At 65.9% G+C, this 18683-nt stretch carries 15 protein-coding genes and 1 pseudogene; 12 read left to right on the forward strand and 4 right to left on the reverse strand.

What is annotated here, in order from left to right; all coding sequences use genetic code 11:
* The first annotated feature begins 2 nt into the window (after positions 1 to 2).
* Positions 3 to 269: a MoaD/ThiS family protein gene (locus UC32_RS06030; RefSeq protein WP_045730357.1), complete on the forward strand. Its 267-nt coding sequence runs from the start codon at positions 3 to 5 to the stop codon at positions 267 to 269.
* Between the two features lie 156 nt (positions 270 to 425).
* Positions 426 to 2348: an HNH endonuclease signature motif containing protein gene (locus UC32_RS06035; RefSeq protein ID WP_045730479.1), complete on the forward strand. Its 1923-nt coding sequence runs from the start codon at positions 426 to 428 to the stop codon at positions 2346 to 2348.
* Positions 2349 to 2464: 116 nt separating this feature from the next.
* Here the strand turns inward: UC32_RS06035 and sepH are convergent, their stop codons facing one another.
* Together sepH and UC32_RS06045 are read right to left on the reverse strand one after the other, a co-directional pair.
* Entirely contained in the window at positions 2465 to 3856 is a 1392-nt protein-coding gene (gene sepH, locus UC32_RS06040; RefSeq protein ID WP_045730358.1) for a septation protein SepH, read from the reverse strand.
* Positions 3857 to 4054: 198 nt separating this feature from the next.
* The gene (locus tag UC32_RS06045) at positions 4055 to 4540 is read right to left on the reverse strand and encodes a DUF3093 domain-containing protein (RefSeq protein WP_045730359.1); all 486 of its coding nucleotides are present in this window, start codon (positions 4538 to 4540) and stop codon (positions 4055 to 4057) included.
* Between the two features lie 136 nt (positions 4541 to 4676).
* Between UC32_RS06045 and dut the strand changes: the two genes are divergently transcribed.
* The 4 genes from dut (at position 4677) to UC32_RS06065 (ending at position 7225) form a co-directional block, all read left to right on the forward strand.
* Entirely contained in the window at positions 4677 to 5198 is a 522-nt protein-coding gene (dut, locus tag UC32_RS06050) for a dUTP diphosphatase (RefSeq protein WP_045730360.1), read from the forward strand.
* Positions 5199 to 5296: 98 nt separating this feature from the next.
* A complete protein-coding gene (locus tag UC32_RS06055) occupies positions 5297 to 6010 on the forward strand; it encodes a DUF3710 domain-containing protein (protein ID WP_045730361.1) in 714 nt (237 codons plus the stop codon).
* A 4-nt stretch (positions 6011 to 6014) separates the two neighbouring features.
* Positions 6015 to 6368 (forward strand): single stranded DNA-binding domain-containing protein, encoded by a 354-nt coding sequence (locus tag UC32_RS06060; protein ID WP_045730480.1) that lies wholly within the window; start codon positions 6015 to 6017, stop codon positions 6366 to 6368.
* The gene (locus UC32_RS06065) at positions 6365 to 7225 is read left to right on the forward strand and encodes a DUF3159 domain-containing protein (RefSeq protein ID WP_045730362.1); all 861 of its coding nucleotides are present in this window, start codon (positions 6365 to 6367) and stop codon (positions 7223 to 7225) included. Before UC32_RS06060 ends, UC32_RS06065 begins: the two co-directional genes overlap by 4 nt.
* A 239-nt stretch (positions 7226 to 7464) precedes the next feature.
* Here UC32_RS06065 and UC32_RS06070 read toward each other — a convergent pair.
* Together UC32_RS06070 and UC32_RS06075 are read right to left on the reverse strand one after the other, a co-directional pair.
* Positions 7465 to 8208: pseudogene (locus UC32_RS06070) on the reverse strand (potassium channel family protein); the annotation flags it as partial.
* Complete coding sequence (locus UC32_RS06075) at positions 8205 to 8879, reverse strand: potassium channel family protein (RefSeq protein ID WP_045730364.1); 675 nt, start codon at positions 8877 to 8879, stop codon at positions 8205 to 8207. The pseudogene UC32_RS06070 and the gene UC32_RS06075, both read right to left, overlap by 4 nt.
* A 119-nt stretch (positions 8880 to 8998) precedes the next feature.
* Here UC32_RS06075 and UC32_RS06080 point away from each other — a divergent pair, with 119 nt between their 5' ends.
* The 6 genes from UC32_RS06080 to UC32_RS06105 all read left to right on the forward strand — a co-directional run bounded on the left by UC32_RS06080 (position 8999) and on the right by UC32_RS06105 (position 18680).
* A complete protein-coding gene (locus UC32_RS06080; RefSeq protein ID WP_045730365.1) occupies positions 8999 to 10975 on the forward strand; it encodes an APC family permease in 1977 nt (658 codons plus the stop codon).
* Positions 10972 to 12369 (forward strand): class I SAM-dependent RNA methyltransferase, encoded by a 1398-nt coding sequence (locus tag UC32_RS06085; protein WP_045730366.1) that lies wholly within the window; start codon positions 10972 to 10974, stop codon positions 12367 to 12369. The genes UC32_RS06080 and UC32_RS06085 overlap by 4 nt, the downstream gene beginning before the upstream one ends.
* Before the next feature lie 180 nt (positions 12370 to 12549).
* On the forward strand, positions 12550 to 15375 hold the full coding sequence (locus tag UC32_RS06090) for an aconitate hydratase (RefSeq protein ID WP_045730367.1): 2826 nt from the start codon (positions 12550 to 12552) through the stop codon (positions 15373 to 15375).
* Positions 15376 to 15517: 142 nt separating this feature from the next.
* A complete protein-coding gene (gene dxs / locus UC32_RS06095; RefSeq protein WP_045730368.1) occupies positions 15518 to 17491 on the forward strand; it encodes a 1-deoxy-D-xylulose-5-phosphate synthase in 1974 nt (657 codons plus the stop codon).
* A gap of 47 nt (positions 17492 to 17538) precedes the next feature.
* Positions 17539 to 18123: a DUF402 domain-containing protein gene (locus UC32_RS06100; RefSeq protein WP_045730369.1), complete on the forward strand. Its 585-nt coding sequence runs from the start codon at positions 17539 to 17541 to the stop codon at positions 18121 to 18123.
* Complete coding sequence (locus UC32_RS06105) at positions 18120 to 18680, forward strand: hypothetical protein (RefSeq protein WP_045730370.1); 561 nt, start codon at positions 18120 to 18122, stop codon at positions 18678 to 18680. Before UC32_RS06100 ends, UC32_RS06105 begins: the two co-directional genes overlap by 4 nt.
* The last annotated feature ends 3 nt before the right edge of the window (positions 18681 to 18683 follow it).

Genomic DNA, 18683 nt, shown 5'->3' on the forward strand with positions numbered 1-18683 from the left:
GAATGCATGTACGTTACTTCGCTGCCGCACGCGCCGCTGCCGGCTTCGATGAAGAAAAGTTCGACCTCCCGGCCGGAGCAACCGTGGCTGACCTCCTGGACGCCGTCCTCGCCGTGCCGCGGGAAGAGCCCCCAGCCGGGACCCCGCCGCTGGAACGCATCCTTTCGCGCAGCAGCTTCCTGTTGAACGAGGTCGCGGTGCGGGACCGTGCCACTGTCGTGGGCGCCGATGACGTGGTTGACGTCCTGCCGCCGTTCGCCGGAGGGTAAGGCCGAGGTTTTTCGCTTGGGCTGTTTGCTCGGGGCGGTTTTGCCCGGGGCTGAGCGCCTGCTCCGGGACGGCGTCAGGTTGAGGGTAGTGGTTTCAATGTCAGACCCTGCCGGGATGATTTGTGTATGGGAAACACAGCGGTTGAGGCGATGGTGATGGAGGCTGTTCGGGCCTCTGTTGACGGGCTCGACGCACTGTTCCTGAAGGACGCGGAGCTGGGCCTGGTTGATGACTCTGCTGTCGTGGTTGGCCGTGACGATGCCGGTGCCGCCGCTGGCTCGGACGTGGCTGGCTCCGGCATTGATGTTCTGCAGCGGAAGTCCGAGTTTCTGCTGCAGCGGCTGGCGTTGTGGAAACAGCTGGAAGCGCAGATCGCGGCGGGTAAGGCCCGCGACGCGGCGGATTTCGCGGAGTTCCAGGAGGCGATGACACCGCCTGAGGCCACGGGGTCGGAGCGGGCGTTCGTGGAGATGTCCACGACGGCGGAGATCGCCGGGGTCCTGACGCTTAGTCCGGGTGCGGCGGCGGCGTTCATCAGCCAGTCCCGGAAAGTCTGCGCCATGCCACTGGTGCTGGGTGCGCTGGCTGCTGGATCAATGTCGTGGCGGCACGCGGTGATCGTCGCCGACGAAACAGACTGCCTCGCCCCCGAGAACGCGGCGGCGCTGGTGTCGCATTTCTTCGACCCGGACGCCCCGAACCGGGCCCGCGGGTCGGCGCCGGGTGACCTCGTGGCGCACCTGTTCCGCCGGAAAGTACGGTCCTGGCGCGAACGCACCCACCCCGCCTCCGTCCAGGAACGGCACGTCCAATGTGTGGCGGACCGGCGGATGGAATACCGCCCGGCCGCCGACGGGATGGCTTCAATTACCCTGGTCCTGCCCGGGGACACCGCCTGCGCCATCTGGAACAAGACCACCGCCATCGCCCGCGGCCTCCAAGGACCCGGCGAGACCCGCACCCTCACCCAACTCCGCCCCGACACCGTAGCCGCACTCCTCCTCGGCGCCCACACCGGGGCCGCAGCCCCGGGCCGAGCTGTCGATGGCCAACAAGCCGGTGATGTGGCTGGCGTCCACGGAGTTCCCGGCGGCAACGATGGTGACAGTGGCACCCGGAGCGACCCTTACGCGGTTGATCTCAGCAAGATCCCCGCACCGAAAGCCGACGTCCTGGTCACCATCCCACTTTTCACCCTGTTGGGCAGCACTGACGAACCTGCTGACCTCGACGGGTACGGGCCCATCCCCGCGGCCATGGCCCGGAAACTCGTCGCCGACGGGGCGACCTCGTTTTACCGGGTCCTCGTCGACCCCCGTACCGGGGCACCGCTCGAGATCGGCCGGACCGGCTACCGGTTGTCGGAAGCGATGAAGCGCTGGATCAGGATGCGCGACGGACACTGCACCTTTCCCGGCTGCAGCAACCCCAGCACCGACAACGACACCGACCACCTCACCGCCTGGCAGCACCACGGGACAACCGGGGTGAGCAACCTGGCACAACTCTGCCCTAAACACCACCGCCTCAAACACAACAGCCGCTGGACCCCCACACCCGCCACCACAACCAAACCACCCGACTGGACCTCACCCACAGGCCGCCACTACCCAAGCCAACACCCCGACCCACAACCACCACACTGGCCACCCGGACTCCTCGAACTCGAACAGGAGCGGGCACTGATCGGTGACGTTGGCGCGGTTGACGTCTCTGCAGAGAAAGGTGACCTTGCGACGGGCGCGACTGGCCCGGCCGGAAGAATAGTCACAACGGAGGAGCCGTGGGGGCAAATACGTCCCGGGGAACTGCCGGAGGAAGAGACTTTCAACGGAACAGATGAAGTGCGGTGGTCGTTGGAGGCGCAGATCCTGGCCGGAATTGCGGTCTGTCCGGAACACCTGCTGACGGACCCGCCGGACGACGAGCCATTGAACAGTGAACTGTTCGGAGATGACCTGATCGAACAATGCGATCTCTCCCCGGACGATCCGCTGTGGGAAGCCTTCTACGCGACACCCTTCGTGCTGCCCGCTGATCCATGGGGAGGGCGCACGGACTGGTTGCTTCACGCCTAGCGGCCGCCGCAACCCGGGAAGGCAGCGTTTAAGCGGTGCTCTGTCCTGGCCACGTCGAAAGTCCCCGGCGCGGAAACCCGGAAATGCCGCGACAGCGGAGATGCTGCGACAGACTTCTATTCGCTGCGGGTGCCGAAAACAATCTCGTCCCAGGACGGGACACTGGAGCGCTTCGGGCGGGAAGGCTGACGCTCGGGCGCCTCAGCTTCCGGAGACTGTCCCTTCACGCTGGACTGGCCGTCGTCGTTCCTCGACGCGAACCGGCGCTGGCCGCCGCCCAGCAGCTCGTCCAAACCTGCATTGGTGCTGCCATCGCGCCCGGAGGGAGCATCGTTGGAGGTTGCCTCGGCGGGGCGTTCCGGCGCCGGGTGGCTGCTCCGCTGGGAATCGCTGTTCTGCGGGGACGCGACGATGGTGACTTCGCGCGTTTCCGTGCTGACGCCGTCGTGCAATTTGAGGACGTCGTCCTCAGCGTCGCGGTGAGGCGGGATCAGGCTCAGGCGGGACAGCATTGAGGGCCTGGCGTCGCGGCGGCGGATGAAGGAATCGCCCTTTGCTGCGGGTGCATCCGGTTCGTCGTCCTGCTGCCCGTTGTCCGCTTCTTCGACATTGGCTTCAACGTCAGCCTCAGGCTCGGGGACAACCTCTGACGGCCTCGGGTGAGCCGCCGGCACGCCGTGGGTCAGGAGCATGGCGAGGGCATCGTCGGAGTCCTCGTCGACACCCAGGCGCTGGCCGCGTCGGGAACGGAGCATGTCCAGCAGGCCATCAGCTTCTTTGCCGGGTCCCGTAACGACGCCCTGCGGGCCAGTCCGCACGGCATCGGCATCCGTTTCGAAATCAAACGGCCGGTCAGAGACTGCTGCAAGGCGGCGCGCAGGAACGGGTCCATCCAGGGGCTCCAGCTCACTGAGCTGCTGTGCCCAGCGGTTGGTGTTCTGCAGTGCCTTCCGGACGGGGTTGAAAGTCCACGTGGCCGGCGGCTCCTCACCGATACCTGCAGTGCCGTCAGTCTTTGCCTGGAAACTTGCGGTGACGGTCCAGGTTCCATCCTGCCTGCGCCACGAATCCCATTCCACAGCTGAGGGGTCGATGCCGTGGGCCGTCAGGCGGTGCGACACCATGTCGTCCAGGGTGGCGGGGATATCGCCAAAAGCTGATCGGTAGCCGTCATGGCCAGGGGAGGGCGTGGCTACTTCGACCTTGCGGGCTTGCTGCGCAATATATTCACGTTCGGCAAGGACCGGGCCCTCGTAGCGCTCGACTTTGGCCAGCGGCAGCCCGGACAGTTCCGCGACGTCTGCGGCCGTGGCGCCGGCGCGGATCCGTGCCTGGATGTCCCGGGGGGACATCGGAATGGCGGGCCTTTCCGGCGTCGGCTTCGGCGCCGACCGGCCCGCTGTCCGGAGCGCTTCATCGATCGGCAGCCGGAACATCTCGCCGCCGGCCCCGCTCAACAGGAGGTGAGTCCCGTCGTCGTGCACGCCTACAAGCCGTAGATCCTGCATACAAATCCTCCACCCTGGCATCACTATCAATCGAAACTCTGCCACCCGGTGGGCGGTATTTGCCTCAAGGGGCAGGGCGCGCCGCGATATTCCGGCGTTTCCGGTGATGCAACTTCTTTACGCCAGTGCGTCGGTCCAGGCATTATTAGCCGTTATTAGCCGTTTGGTACTCCGGCCTGCGCCGGGGTAACCGACGTGTCAGTGGCGGGTGAGGGCCGCCGCGAGTTCTTCCGGGTGCCGAGTCGAGGTCAGCCAATAGGGCGTCCTGTCGGCAGGATCGGTGATCTCCACCTTGACTACGGGGTCGATCCACCCGCGGATGCAGAGGTAGGCCAGGCCGTTGAGCCTGGTGCCCCGCTCCGCTGTTGCTTCACCGCCGCTGAAGTGTTCGACGCCGCCAACGAACTTGCGCTCGATGGTGGCACGCCCAACGCTGAAGGTTTCCGGCGTGACCAGGAGGGTCGGTGTCGACAGGATCAGGAGTACAGCCATGATGGCGAAGAGGACCACTGCCGCAGTAATGCCGGCAAACATGCTGATGGGTGCAAAGACCAGGATCCCGGCTGCGGAGATTCCAGCGGCAATGATCCAGATCCACACGTTGGGCCAGAGCTTCTCCCTATAAGTGGCCGATGACCCTGTAGACGGGCTGGGCGTGGGGGCAGGGGAGCTTGTTTCGGGCATAGGCCAAGCTTTCCACCTTTGCCGGGCTATTTCATCTTGGCGGGCAATCCGCATGCCGCCCGCGCCGGCCACGGGCTCCGCACTGCAGGTGGCCACCCTAGGCCTGATCCTGAGGGGCGGGTTAGAGTGAGTGACTGTGACTGATCAACCCGCCACAGTAAATACCGTTTTCGACGACGCGCCGGAACGTCCGGCCTCCGTTCCCACCCTGCAGGTCCAGCTGAAGATGCTGGATCCTGAACTGGAAGCGCCTTCCTACGCCCATCCGGGCGACGCCGGCGCTGACCTCCGTGCGCGGGAGGACGTTACCCTGCAGCCCGGAGAGCGCCGGCTCGTCCCAACCGGCGTGGCCATCGCCCTTCCCGAGGGATTCGTTGCCCTGATCCACCCCCGTTCCGGCCTCGCCACCAAGCACGGCCTCACCATTGTCAATGCTCCGGGAACGGTCGACGCCGGCTACCGCGGCGAGATTTCGGTCACGCTCCTGAACACTGATGTGAGCCAGGCCATCGAGCTGCGGCGCGGCGATAGAATTGCCCAGATGGTCATCCAACGCGTCGAGTATGCACAGTTCGTTCCAGTCACGGAATTGAGCGGATCCGTGCGCGGCACCGGGGGCTTCGGCTCCACCGGCGGGTTCAACCTGCCCGGAGCCTGATTCGCCCCGTGGCAGCTGGTGCCACGGCCTACGCAGTACGGCGACGGCACCTCCCAGGGGCCGAACCGGAACATTCACACTAAAGGAGAAACGTCCTCATGGCCTTTGGGTTCGGCAGGAAAGCCAAGACGGAGCAACCGGACGCACCGGACGGGTTGCTCGCTGACGATGCGCCCGCAGGCGGCGAAGCGGAGGTAGCGGACCAGCGAGCCAACGGCCCCTTGGACGAGTCTGAAATCAGCAACCGTGACGGTTACGTGGATCTCGGCGCCCTGCTGATTACTCCGAGCGAGGGGCTCCAGCTCCGACTCGAGGTTGAGGAAGCCACCCAGCGGGTTGTGGCTGTCACCCTGGACCTCAACGGGTCCAGCCTCCAGCTGCAGGCCTTTGCCGCACCCAAAACCGAAGAGCTCTGGGAAGAGATCCGCAGCCAGATCGGCCAGTCGGTCGGTGCGCAGGGCGGCCAGGTGGAGGACATCGAGGGCCCCTTCGGAACAGAACTCGTGGCTAAGCTTCCTGCCGGGCTCCCGGACGGCAGCCAGGGATTCCGCGTGGCGCGCTTCATCGGCGTCGACGGTCCCCGCTGGTTCCTTCGTGGCGTGCTCGGCGGCCCTGCTGCGCTCGAACGTGACGCGGCTGAACCGCTCGAAGCACTCTTCCGGAAGGTTGTGGTGGTCCGGGGTGACAGCCCCATGCCCCCACGCGACCTTCTCCAGTTGCGCCTCCCCAAGGACGCAACCACCACACCGCCTCCAGGCGCTCCGAACCTCCAGGAGCCGGAGCGCGGCCCCGAAATCACCCAGATTGGCTGAAGCCATGGGTGGGGGACCGCCGGCGTCGCATGGAAGGGCTCCTGTTCCCCTGGACCAACTGCCGGACAAGGGTCGCGTTCTGTGCCAGGGCCGCATCGAGTCCGTGACCTACGTTCCGGCCGACCGGACGGCAGCCTTCAGCGCGATTGTCTCCGATTCCGGCGCCCTCCGTCCGGGGTCCGGCCGGGCCGGCGCTGCAAGGGCGCGGCTCCGGGTGGTGTGGCTCGGCCGGCGCCGTGTTCCCGGCATCGAAGCCGGAACCGAACTCAAGCTCGAAGGCATGCTGTCCAGGAGCGAGGGTATGCCCACGATTTTTAACCCGCGCTACGAAATACTTTCCCACCAGGAGAACGAATGACCGCGCACCAGCCCGATCCGTCGCCCGGCGGGGCCAGCCCGGATGCCACGGGGCACTCCGCAAGCGGGGGCGCCCGCGACGGTCAAACACGTCCCACCAATGACCAGGCCGGCAACTTCCGGGCGGATGGCACCAGGGACAACACCCAACGGGACGGCGGGGAGTCCTCGCCAATGGCCGGACTCGCCGCCGACTACGCCGCCAAAGCAGGGCTGCACAGGACCCACGACGGGCGTGTCGACGTCCTGAAGAGCGCAGGCGGGGTCCAGGGCATCGCCGAGAGCATCGTGCCCGGCCTGGTCTTCCTCATCGCCTTCACAGTGACGCAGGACCTCACGCCGTCGCTGGTGGCGGCGCTGGCTTCCGCCGCGGTGTTCACTGTGGTGCGTCTCGTGCAGCGGCGGCCGCTGACCCAGACACTTGCCGGCGTTGTCGGCGTCGGCATTTCCGCGTGGCTGGCGAACACCACAGGCAAAGCCGAGGATTTCTACCTCCCCGGGTTCTTCACCAACGGGGCGTACATCATTGCGATGGTGATCTCGATCTTCGTGAAATGGCCGGTTGCGGGGCTGCTGTTCGGCTTTATCCGCAATGAAGGGCTGGACTGGCGCAAGGATCAGGCCCGCGTTCGTGCCTACCAGCTTGGCACCTGGATCATCGTTGGCGTCCTGGCACTGCGGCTCCTGGTGCAGGTCCCGCTCTACCTGATGGGACCGGAGGGACTCGCAGCCCTGGCGACCACGCGCCTGATCATGGGCGCCCCGCTGTACATCCTGGGCGTCTGGATCGCCTGGTTGGTTACCCGTCCCGCGGCCTCCGCGGATGCAGCAGGCGGCGAAACGGCAGCGAAGGGCTAGCTCCGCCGGATTTCCGCCCAGGGGCGTGGCCCGGCCCCGGCCATCGCCGGCCCGGCCGGGACACGACGCAGGTGCTGGCCAGGCTATCCGTCGAACCCGTCGTCTTCCAGGGACGATTGCCGGGCCTGCCGGGAATCCTGCGTGGTGGCGGGGGGTGCAGCATCAGCCGATGCCGCGGTGCCGTCCCCAGTGACAGCATCAGCGTGCTCCGCGCTGCCACCCGCGGCGCGGCCATCAGCGCCGCCGCCAGAGGCTGTTCCGTTGCTTGAAGTTGCCTGGCCGCCGGGTGTTTCCCCGTCCTCCGGCTGTGCCGCTGATTCGGCTGCGTCGGGGGAAAGGAGGGCGCGCAGTTCATCTTCTGCCGCGATGGTGGTCACGAAGAACAGTTCGTCACCGCCGTCGATGACATCATCCCGGCTGGGCGTGATGGGAGCATGGTCCCGCAGGATTGCGACCAGGGTGGAATCATCCGGCCACTCGATGTCGCCCACGGTGCTGCCAATGACATGGGAGTCGTGCGGAACCGTGAACTCCACCAGGGAGGCAACACCTGTCTGGAGGGTCAGGAGCCGGACCAGGTCGCCGATTTCCACGGCCTCTTCCACCAGTGCGGTCATCAGCTGCGGGGTGTTGACGGCAACATCCACGCCCCAGGAATCGTTGAACATCCAGTCGTTTTTCGGGTTGTTGACGCGGCCCACCGTACGGCCCACGCCGAACTCGGTCTTTGCCAGCAACGAGACCACAAGGTTGACCTTGTCATCGCCGGTGGCGGACACCACCACGTCGGCTTCCTCAACCTTGGCACCTTGGAGCGTGCTGAGCTCGCAGGCATCGCCCACCAGCCAATGCGCACCCCGAAGGCCGCTGCGGCCGATGACCTCGGGCTTGAGGTCGATCAGGAGGATCTCGTGTTTATGGGAGAGCAATTCCCTGGCAATGGAAGATCCGACGCTGCCCGCGCCAACGATCACGACTTTCACTGCAACTCCTTAGCGGGGGCTTTGGTCAGGACCTGGGCAACGTGTGAGGTGCGGTCCACCTGGAGCATGGCGTGGACGGTGTCGCCGTCCTGGTAGGCCGTGCCGGCGTCCGGCAGCAGCCCTTCTCCGAAGCGGGTGAGGAACGCCACACGAACGCCGGCAGCCTTCTCGATGGCGCTGATCCTGTGGCCCACCCACCCGGCGTCCAGGTCCAGCTCCGCCAGCACGAGGCGTCCGGACGGTTCGCGGTAGTCGCCGGCAAGGTGCTGCTCCGGAAGGATCCGGCGGAGCACCTGATCGGCGCTCCAGCGGACCGCCGCCACCGTGGGGATGCCCAGGCGCTGGTAAATTTCCGCGCGACCGGGATCGTAGATCCTCGCCACCACATGCGGGACGTGGAAGGTTTCGCGGGCCACCCGGGTGGCCAGGATGTTCGAGTTGTCCCCGCTTGATACCGCAGCGAAGGCGTAGGCCTCTGCCACGCCGGCCTGTTTGAGGGTTTCCCGGTCGAAGCCGACGCCGGTGACCTTCCGCCCGGTGAACCCCTGCCGCAGCCGGCGAAACGCGCGGTCGTCCTGGTCGATGATGGCCACTGAGTGCCCGGCATCTTCGAGTGTGTGCGCCAGTGTCGCCCCCACCCGGCCACATCCCATGATCACGAAATGCGCCACCGTATCTCCTCTGTATTCCGGTCCAGCTTCTGCAGCTAGAACTCTACCGGCAGCGTCCCTGCTTCCCGCCGCCCGGCTGCCGTCATGACATCATCCGGGAATCAGACTAGCTTTGTGGAGTGCTGACAATATTCAACGCGGTTAAGCGCGTTCTGGTGGGCAGGCCGTTCCGGAATGACCGGATGGCCCATACCCTGCTTCCGAAGAAGATCGCCCTTCCGATCTTCGCGTCTGATGCACTGTCCTCCGTCGCCTACGCGCCGGACGAAATCCTGCTCACCCTGGCCCTGGCCGGTGTCAGCGCAGTGGCGTTTTCCCCGTGGGTGGGCCTGGCCGTCATGGTGGTCCTGCTGACCGTGGTGGCCTCCTACCGGCAAAATGTCCACGCCTACCCGTCCGGTGGCGGGGACTACGAGATCGCCAACGAGAACCTCGGCAAGTACGCCGGGCTCACGGTCGCCTCGGCACTCCTGGTGGACTACGTCCTCACCGTGGCAGTATCCATGTCCTCCGCCGCGGCATATTTGACCACGGCGGTGCCCTCGCTCCACGGCCAGCAGGCCACCATCGCCACCATTGGCGTGATCATCCTGGCACTGGTCAACCTGCGGGGCATCAAGGAAGCCGGCAGCGTTTTCGCCGTCCCCACGTATATCTTCATGGCCGCCATCTTTGGCATGACGGCGGTGGGCGTCTACCAGGTGGCCACCGGACAGCTGGGCGAAGCGCCCTCCGCCGCCTTCACCATCGTCCCGGCGGCAGGCTTCGACGAGGGCCTCGTGGGACTTGCCGGCGCCTTTCTCCTGTTGCGGGCTTTTTCATCCGGCGCGGCGGCCCTCACCGGCGTCGAGGCGATCAGCAATGGCGTGCCGAATTTCCGCCCGCCCAAGAGCAAGAACGCCGCCACCACGCTGCTCCTGCTGGGCATTATCGGCGCTTCGATGCTGGCCGGCATCATGTTCCTGGCGCAGGCAACCAAGGTCCATATCGTCCTGGACCCGGCCAAGGAGTTCCTGCTTAACGGAAGCCCGCTGCCCGAGGGCTACATCCAGAACCCGGCCATCAGCCAGATTGCGCAGACAATCTTCGGCCCGGGCTCAATCCCGTTCTACATCGTGGTGGCCGCCACCGGCGTCATCCTGGTGTTCGCCTCCAACACTGCGTTCAACGGGTTTCCGGTGCTGGGTTCCATCCTCGCCCAGGACGGGTACCTGCCGCGCCAGCTCCGCACCAGGGGTGACCGGCTGGCCTTCAGCAACGGCGTCCTGGCACTGGCCGCCGGAGCCCTGGTGCTGATCATCGCGTTCAACGCCGACGTCACCAAGCTCATCCAGCTCTACATCGTTGGCGTCTTCATCTCCTTCACGGCCAGCCAGCTCGGCATGATCCGGCACTGGGGCCGGGAGCTGAAGCTCGCCAAGGACAAGGCCGTGCGGCGCAGGATGATGAAGTCCCGCACCATCAACACCATCGGCTTCGGCATGACGGCGCTGGTCCTGGTGATCGTGCTCATCACCAAGTTCGAACAGGGTGCCTGGATTGCGCTGCTCGCCATGTTCATCCTGTTCCTCATCATGTGGAGCATCCGGGCACACTACGACAACGTGGCCAAGGAACTGGCCGTCGACGAGGACTCCTCTCCCCGCGCACTGCCCACCCGCGTCCACGCCGTCCTCCTGGTGTCCCACGTGCGCAAGCCGGTGCTCCGTGCCCTCGCCTATGCCCGCGCGTCGCGCCCGTCACGGCTGGATGCCATTACCGTGGACATCGACGCCGCCGAAACCGCGCACACTGTCAATGACTGGGAGAAGCTTGACATCCCCGTTCCCCTGACGGTGCTGGCGAGCCCCTACCGCGAAACCGTCACGCCCATCATGGAATACATCAAACAGATGCGCCTCGACTCACCGCGGGACCTGGTGGTGGTCTACATCCCCGAATACGTGGTGGGCAAGTGGTGGGAGCAGCTGGTGCACAACCAGACGGCCCTGCGCATCAAAACCAGGCTGCACTTCGAACCCGGAGTCATGGTGGCCAGCGTGCCATGGCAGCTCAAATCATCCGAAGAAGCCAAGAACCTCCAGGACGTGCAATGACCCCCAGAACTTCCGCGACCACCGAAAACACTCCAGCGGGCAGCACACCAGCCGCCCACGCCGGTGAGAAACTCGTTGTCGAGGTGGGACCCGTTGCCCACGGCGGCCACTGCGTGGCCCGTCACGAAGGACGCGTCATCTTCGTCCGGCACGGCATTCCCGGGGAAAGGGTCCGGGTGCGGCTCACAGACGCCGGGGACAACGCGAAGTTCTGGCGTGCCGACGTCGTCGACGTACTGGACGCCTCACCGGACCGGGTGGACCACTTTTGGCACGCGGCCGATTCCACCCGGGCCTGGGCGCACGGGCATCCGCCCGTAGGTGGTGCGGAGTTCGGCCACATCAGCCTGGACCGGCAGCGCCGGCTCAAGGCCGAGGTGCTGGACGAACAGCTCAGGCGGCTGGGCGGAACGGGACAGCCGCCGGCCGGCTGGAGCGGCGCCGTCGAGGCCGTGGGAGAAGCGGCCGACGGCGGGACGGGCCTTGGGTGGCGCACGCGGGCCAGTTTCTCGGTGACGCCCTCGGGGAAGCTGGGCATGCACGCCCACCGCTCCACGCAGGTCCTCCCGGTTCGGGAGATGCCGCTGGCCACGGACGCCATCAATGCCCTGGAGCTGTGGAACATCGACCTGCAAGGCATCGAACGGGTGGAAGTGGCGGCCCCGGCCAATGGTTCCCGCCCGCTGGTGCTGCTGGCTCCGGCGGAGGGAACGAAACCTAAACGCCTGGCGGCCGTTGCCGCGGCCCTGCCGGACGACGTGTCGGCAGCCGGGTTCGACCCCGTCTCGGGTGAGGTGACCCGGTTGCGGGGCCGTTCGTGGGTGCAGGAATCCGCGGCCGGACACGACTACCGGGTCACCGGCGCCGGGTTCTGGCAGATCCACCGCGACGCGCCCGGAACACTTGTGGGGGCTGTCACAGATTTCCTGCACGGGGGCGGCTTCCTGCACCCCGGTGCCGTGGTTGCGGACCTTTACGCCGGCGCCGGACTGTTCACCGCAGTGCTGGCCGACGCAGTGGGGGAGACCGGCTCGGTCCTGTCCGTTGAGGGCGCCCCGGGGACCAGCAGGGATGCACGCAAGAACCTGCACGCTGCTCCGCAGGTGGAAATTGTCCAGGGCCGGGTGGAACGTGTCCTCCGCCAGAAACCGCGGGATTTCGACGCCCTGGTCCTCGACCCGCCGCGCGCCGGTGCCGGCAAGGCAGTGGTGCGGCACCTGGTGGATGCGCACCCGCGGGCCATTGCCTACGTATCCTGCGATCCGGCGTCGTTCGCCCGTGACGTGTCCTACTTCCGGGATGCGGGCTGGGAGCTCGCCGGCCTGCGGGCCTTCGACATCTACCCGCACACCCACCACTTGGAGACGGTGGCGCTGCTGACGCCCCTTTCCTGACCGCATCCTCCGTCATGGCCACGGCGTTTTCGACTACGATGGCCGTAGTAGTCCCACGTCGCGCCCCGTATTCGCGGGCGGCTGTGTGCCATTTTCGGGTCCTGAGCTAATTAGGACCACCTAACTAGCAGGCGGTCAACCGCGCGACAAAGATGAAACTGTTGCGAGAGGAGTCCTGCGATGAGCACTGTGGACAGCTTCGGTTCAAAAGGCAAACTTAATGTAGCCGGAACCGAGTATGAAATTTTCCGGTTGAACTCCGTTGAAGGTGCAGAAAACCTTCCGTTCAGCCTCAAGGTATTGCTTGAAAACCTGCTGAGGACCGAGGACGGCGCGAACATCACTGCCGATCACGTCCGCGCCCTGGCAGGCTGGGATCCCAACGCGGAACCCGATACAGAAATCCAGTTCACGCCGGCACGCGTGATCATGCAGGACTTCACCGGCGTCCCCTGCGTGGTGGACCTGGCGACGATGCGTGAAGCCGTCAAGGAACTTGGTGGCGACCCCAAGCGCGTCAACCCGCTGGCACCGGCCGAAATGGTCATCGACCACTCGGTGCAGATCGATGCCTTCGGAAACTCCGGCGCGCTGGAGCGCAACATGGAGATCGAATACCAGCGCAATGGTGAGCGCTACCAGTTCCTGCGCTGGGGCCAGACCGCGTTTGATGACTTCAAGGTTGTCCCCCCGGGAACCGGCATCGTGCACCAGGTCAACATCGAGTACCTGGCGCGCACCGTCATGACCCGTGAAGTCAACGGCGCCCTGCGTGCCTACCCCGACACCTGCGTGGGCACCGACTCCCACACCACCATGGTCAACGGCCTGGGCGTGCTCGGCTGGGGCGTTGGTGGCATCGAGGCCGAGGCTGCCATGCTCGGCCAGCCCGTCTCCATGCTCATCCCGCGTGTTGTCGGCTTCAAGCTCAGCGGCAGCATCCCGGCCGGCGCCACCGCCACCGACGTTGTGCTCACCATCACAGAAATGCTCCGCAAGCACGGCGTTGTGGGCAAGTTCGTGGAGTTCTACGGCGAAGGCGTTGCAGCCGTGCCGCTGGCCAACCGCGCCACCATCGGCAACATGAGCCCGGAGTTCGGCTCCACTGCCGCCATGTTCCCCATCGACGACGTCACCCTGGACTACCTGCGCCTCACCGGCCGGGAGGACCAGAACGTCGCCCTGGTGGAGGCCTACGCCAAGGAACAGGGCCTCTGGCACGACCCATCACGCGACATCAAGTTCTCCGAGTACCTGGAACTGGATCTGTCCACAGTTGTTCCGTCCATCGCCGGCCCCAAGCGCCCGCAGGACCGCATCGAACTGACCGAGGCCAAGGACGAGTTCCGCCACGACCTCAAGAACTACGTCTCCCACGATGCCAACGCCGGAACCCTGGATGAGTCCCTCGAGGAGACCTTCCCGGCATCCGACGCACCGTCGTTCACTGCGGGAGCCACGCACATCTCCGACACGGACCGCGAGCCGGCGAAGTACTCGGCAGCCCACGGTGGCGCCGGGCGCATCACCAGCCCCGTCCCGGTCAAGATGGCAGACGGACGCGAATTCGAACTGGACCACGGTGCAGTCACGATCGCTTCCATCACCTCCTGCACCAACACGTCCAACCCGTCGGTCATGCTGGCCGCCGCGGTGCTGGCACGGAACGCCGTCGAAAAGGGCCTGACCGCCAAGCCGTGGGTCAAGACCTCCGTGGCTCCCGGCTCGAAGGTAGTCACCGACTACTACGAGAAGTCCGGCCTCACGCCGTACCTGGAGAAGCTCGGCTTCTACATCGTTGGCTACGGCTGCGCCACCTGCATCGGCAACTCCGGCCCGCTGGAAAGCGAGATCTCCGAGGCCGTCCAGGCCAACGACCTCGCAGTCGCCGCAGTGCTCTCGGGCAACCGCAACTTCGAAGGCCGCATCAACCCGGACGTCAAGATGAACTACCTGGCCTCCCCGCCGCTGGTCATCGCCTACGCCCTGGCCGGTTCCATGGACTTCGACTTCGAAACCGACGCCCTCGGCAAGGATGAGGCTGGCAACGACGTCTTCCTGAAGGACATCTGGCCCAACCCGGTCGAGGTCCAGCAGGTCATCGATTCCTCGATCGACAAGGACATGTTCGCCAAGGGCTACGACGGCGTCTTCGACGGCGACGAGCGCTGGCAGGCACTGGACACCCCCGCAGGCGACACCTTCGCCTGGGACGCCAAGTCCACGTACGTCCGGAAGCCCCCGTACTTCGAGGGCATGCAGGCCCAGCCGGAGCCGGTCAAGGACATCAGCGGCGCACGCGTGTTGCTTAAGCTCGGCGACTCCGTCACCACCGACCACATCTCGCCTGCCGGTTCGTTCAAGTCCGACACCCCCGCCGGCCAGTACCTGCTGGCCAACGGTGTGGAGCGCAAGGACTTCAACTCGTACGGTTCCCGCCGTGGCAACCACGAGGTGATGATCCGCGGTACGTTCGCGAACATCCGCATCAAGAACCAGATCCTCGACGGCGTGGAGGGCGGCTTCACCCGCGACTTCACCCAGGAAGGCGGCCCGCAGGCCTACGTCTACGACGCCGCCCAGAACTACCAGGCAGCCGGCACTCCGCTGGTGGTCCTGGCAGGCAAGGAATACGGTTCGGGTTCGTCGCGTGACTGGGCTGCCAAGGGTACCGCCCTGCTGGGCGTCAAGGCCGTCGTCGCCGAGAGCTACGAGCGCATCCACCGCTCCAACCTCATCGGCATGGGCGTCCTGCCGCTGCAGTTCCCGGCCGGCGAGAACGCTGCCAGCCTGGGCCTCACCGGCACGGAAACCTTCTCGGTTGAGGGCGTCACCGCCCTGAACGAAGGAACCACGCCCAAGACCCTCAAGGTCACGGCAACTGCCGAAGACGGATCGTCGAAGACCTTCGACGCCGTGCTTCGCATCGATACGCCGGGTGAAGCGGACTACTACCGCAACGGCGGCATCCTGCAGTACGTCCTGCGCCAGATCTCCGCGAACTAGCGGAGCCTGCCAGCAGGCAGAACCTCTCCGAAGCCCCGGCCGGTCACCGACCAGCCGGGGCTTCGGCCGTCCGGCTGAGCCTTGTCCGCGGGGCAAGGCGTTAGAGTTAAACGGCACGTCTACCACCCGAAGGAGGGGTCATTTGGGAATCTTGGACACCATCCGGAATCCGCAGGACCTAAACGATTTATCCGAAGAGCAGCTGGAGCAGCTGGCCTCGGAAATCAGGGAATTCCTGATCACTAACGTTTCCCAGACGGGCGGCCACCTCGGACCCAACCTCGGCGTCGTGGAACTCACGCTGGCCGTGCACCGCATCTTCGACTCTCCGCGTGACAGCATCGTCTTCGACACCGGACACCAGTCCTACGTCCACAAGCTGCTGACCGGCCGGCAGGATTTCAGCACCCTCCGCCAGCAGGGCGGCCTCTCCGGATACCCCTCACGGGCAGAGTCGGAACACGACATCGTGGAAAGCTCGCACGCTTCCTCGTCGCTGTCCTGGGCCGACGGGATTTCCCGCGCCCGGCAACTGACCGGCGAAGGAGACCGGCACGTCGTTGCCGTCGTAGGGGACGGCGCGCTGACCGGCGGAATGGCCTGGGAGGCCATCAACAACATCGCAGCCGACAAGAAACGCCGCGTGGTCATCGTCGTCAACGACAACGGCCGCTCCTACGCACCCACCGTGGGTGGTTTCGCCGACTACCTGGCCTCCCTGCGCCCCACCATCGATTCCTTCCGTGCAGCACCCGCCTACGAGGTTGCGCTGGACTGGTGGAAGAAAAAGCTCCAGAACGGCGGCCCGGCGGGCCAGTTCACCTACAAGAGCCTCCACGCCATGAAGAAGGGCGTCAAGGACTGGTGGGCCCCGCAGGGCATGTTCGAGGACCTCGGCATGAAATACATCGGCCCCGTGGACGGGCACAACCTCCAGGCCCTGGAGCACGCCCTCGCCACCGCACGGAATTACCACGGACCGGTGATCGTCCACGCCATGACCGAGAAGGGCCACGGCTATGCGCCCGCCCGCGCCCATGAGGCAGACCAGTTCCATGCCGTCGGCATCATTGATCCGGAAACCGGCGAACCCACCGGCGCTGCCGGAGCCAAATCCTGGACGTCCGTCTTTGCCGACGAAATCGCCGCAATCGCGGACGAGCGCAAGGACGTCGTGGGCATCACCGGTGCCATGCTCATCCCGGTGGGCCTGCATAAGTTCGCCGCCAAGCACCCGGACCGGGTCATCGACGTCGGAATTGCCGAACAGCATGCCCTGACGTCCGCAGCCGGCATGGCGTTCGGCGGACTGCACCCCGTGGTGGCCGTCTACGCCACCTTCCTCAACCGTGCCTTCGACCAGCTGCTCATGGATGTGGCCCTGCACAAGGCAGGCGTCACCATCGTCCTGGACAGGGCAGGCGTCACCGGCCCGGACGGCGCCAGCCACCACGGCATGTGGGACATGTCCATGGTGCAGATCGTCCCGGGCCTCCACTTGGCGGCGCCCCGCGACGCGTCACGCCTCCGCGAAGAACTGCGCGAGGCCGTGGCCATCGATGACGCCCCCACCGTGGTCCGTTTCTCCAAGGGATCCGTCGGCGCCGAAATCGAAGCGCTGGAACGCCTCAGCGACGGCGTGGACGTCCTGGCCCGCCGGCCCGCGGGCTCCACTGCCAACGATGTCCTCATCGTCAGTGTCGGCGCCATGTCCGAGCTCGCCCTGGACGTGGCCAACCGTCTTGGCGCCCAGGGGATCAGCACCACCGTGGTGGACCCCCGCTGGGTGCTTCCGGTCCGCCGTTCCATCATTGCCCTCGCCTCGCACCACCGGTTGGTGGTCTGCATCGAGGACGGCGTCCGCGCCGGCGGAGTGGGATCGCGCATCCGCCAGGAAATGCGGGCGGCAGGAGTGGACACCGCCCTGAACGAAGTGGGCCTTCCGGTCGAGTTCCTGGACCACGGCACCCGCAGCGAGGTGCTGGAGCGCGTTGGCCTCACCGCCCAGCAGATCACGCACGACGTCGTCGCCCAGGTTTTGGGGACCAAGGTCCCCTTCGCGCGTCCATTGCCGGGGCAGCAACACCCCACCACCGGCAGCCTTCCCATCCTGTGAGGGGAGAAGACAGGCTGGAGGACCAGGCCGGGCCCACGTATCCCGGCATGTTGGGGGAGCAGCACGAAACCGGCCACCCCGGGGCAACCCGGACACCGCAGGGACTCGAACCCGGGCAGCTGGTGGTGGCCCGCAACCGCAAGTGGAACGGCAAGGCCCACTGGGTGGTGCCGGGCCGCTACCTCGGCGAGGACAGGCACGGCTGGTGGATCTTCCAGGGCACCAACGAGTTCTGTTCCCGTCCCGGCGCGGCCTTCTACACCAGGTCCGACGCCGTCCTCCTGGTTCCGCGGGACGGCGACTGGGTGGCCACGTTCTACGATGATGCCCACCCCGGCGGCGTCCGGATCTACATCGACCTCGCCGTGGCCCACGAATGGAACCCCATCCGGCCGCACGTCACCGAATTCCACGTCATAGACATGGACCTGGACGTGGTGAGCACAGCGGGCCGTGGCGTCTTCATCGACGATGAGGACGAGTTCGAGGACCACCGCGCCGCCATGAACTACCCCACAGCACTGGCGGAGTCCCTCGAGGCTTCAGCCGCAGAACTTTTCCAGGCCGTTAAGGCGCAGCAGGCACCGTTCGACGGCACGGACGTCGGCTGGTTTACCAAGGGACGAATATGAGCGACAACATCCGGGTCTACAAACGCGACGACGAGGGAGCCCTCCAGTTCCGGGAGGCCTGGTACGACGAGGAATACGGCCAGTTCGTCATGAACTTCGGCGCCGTGGGGCACCAGAGCAAGACCCAGGAGACAGACGTCTCGGATGCTGCCGCCGCAGAAGGGCTGATGGATGCCTTCGCCGCACAGTGCACCGAGGACGGCTACGCCGCTGTCCCCGAGGAGGATCAGTCCTGGGTGGTGGCTCAGTTCGCCCTCAAGTCCAGGGAAGGTACCGAACGCGACAGGCGCCTGCAGGCCAAGGCTACCGACGCCCTCATCAGCCACCTGGCGTGGCGGGGACTTGGCACCGTTGAACGGTCGGAGTTCACCGACTTCAAGCTCAACATCTTCTGCCTCTGCCCGGACGTGAACAAGGCCGTCGCCGCCATCAAGATATGCGCGCGCGGCGAGGACCTGGATTTCACCAAGCTCAGCATCGGTGCTGCCCCGTTCTCCGACCCGGAAAACTTCAAGCTCAAGCACTCCGCCAAACCCGCCAACAGCTTCAGCCTCTAGGAG

The sequence above is a fragment of the Pseudarthrobacter chlorophenolicus genome (assembly GCF_000962805.1).
GTDB classification, from domain to species: domain Bacteria; phylum Actinomycetota; class Actinomycetes; order Actinomycetales; family Micrococcaceae; genus Arthrobacter; species Arthrobacter chlorophenolicus_A.

Coding starts and splice junctions, on each gene's coding strand:
- UC32_RS06030 (WP_045730357.1), top strand. CDS start 3: ATGCATGTACGTTACTTCGCTGCCGCACGCGCCGCTGCCGGCTTCGAT.
- UC32_RS06035 (WP_045730479.1), top strand. CDS start 426: ATGGAGGCTGTTCGGGCCTCTGTTGACGGGCTCGACGCACTGTTCCTG.
- sepH (WP_045730358.1), bottom strand. CDS start 3,856: ATGCAGGATCTACGGCTTGTAGGCGTGCACGACGACGGGACTCACCTC.
- UC32_RS06045 (WP_045730359.1), bottom strand. CDS start 4,540: ATGCCCGAAACAAGCTCCCCTGCCCCCACGCCCAGCCCGTCTACAGGG.
- UC32_RS06055 (WP_045730361.1), top strand. CDS start 5,297: ATGGCCTTTGGGTTCGGCAGGAAAGCCAAGACGGAGCAACCGGACGCA.
- UC32_RS06060 (WP_045730480.1), top strand. CDS start 6,015: ATGGGTGGGGGACCGCCGGCGTCGCATGGAAGGGCTCCTGTTCCCCTG.
- UC32_RS06065 (WP_045730362.1), top strand. CDS start 6,365: ATGACCGCGCACCAGCCCGATCCGTCGCCCGGCGGGGCCAGCCCGGAT.
- UC32_RS06085 (WP_045730366.1), top strand. CDS start 10,972: ATGACCCCCAGAACTTCCGCGACCACCGAAAACACTCCAGCGGGCAGC.
- UC32_RS06090 (WP_045730367.1), top strand. CDS start 12,550: ATGAGCACTGTGGACAGCTTCGGTTCAAAAGGCAAACTTAATGTAGCC.
- UC32_RS06100 (WP_045730369.1), top strand. CDS start 17,539: ATGTTGGGGGAGCAGCACGAAACCGGCCACCCCGGGGCAACCCGGACA.
- UC32_RS06105 (WP_045730370.1), top strand. CDS start 18,120: ATGAGCGACAACATCCGGGTCTACAAACGCGACGACGAGGGAGCCCTC.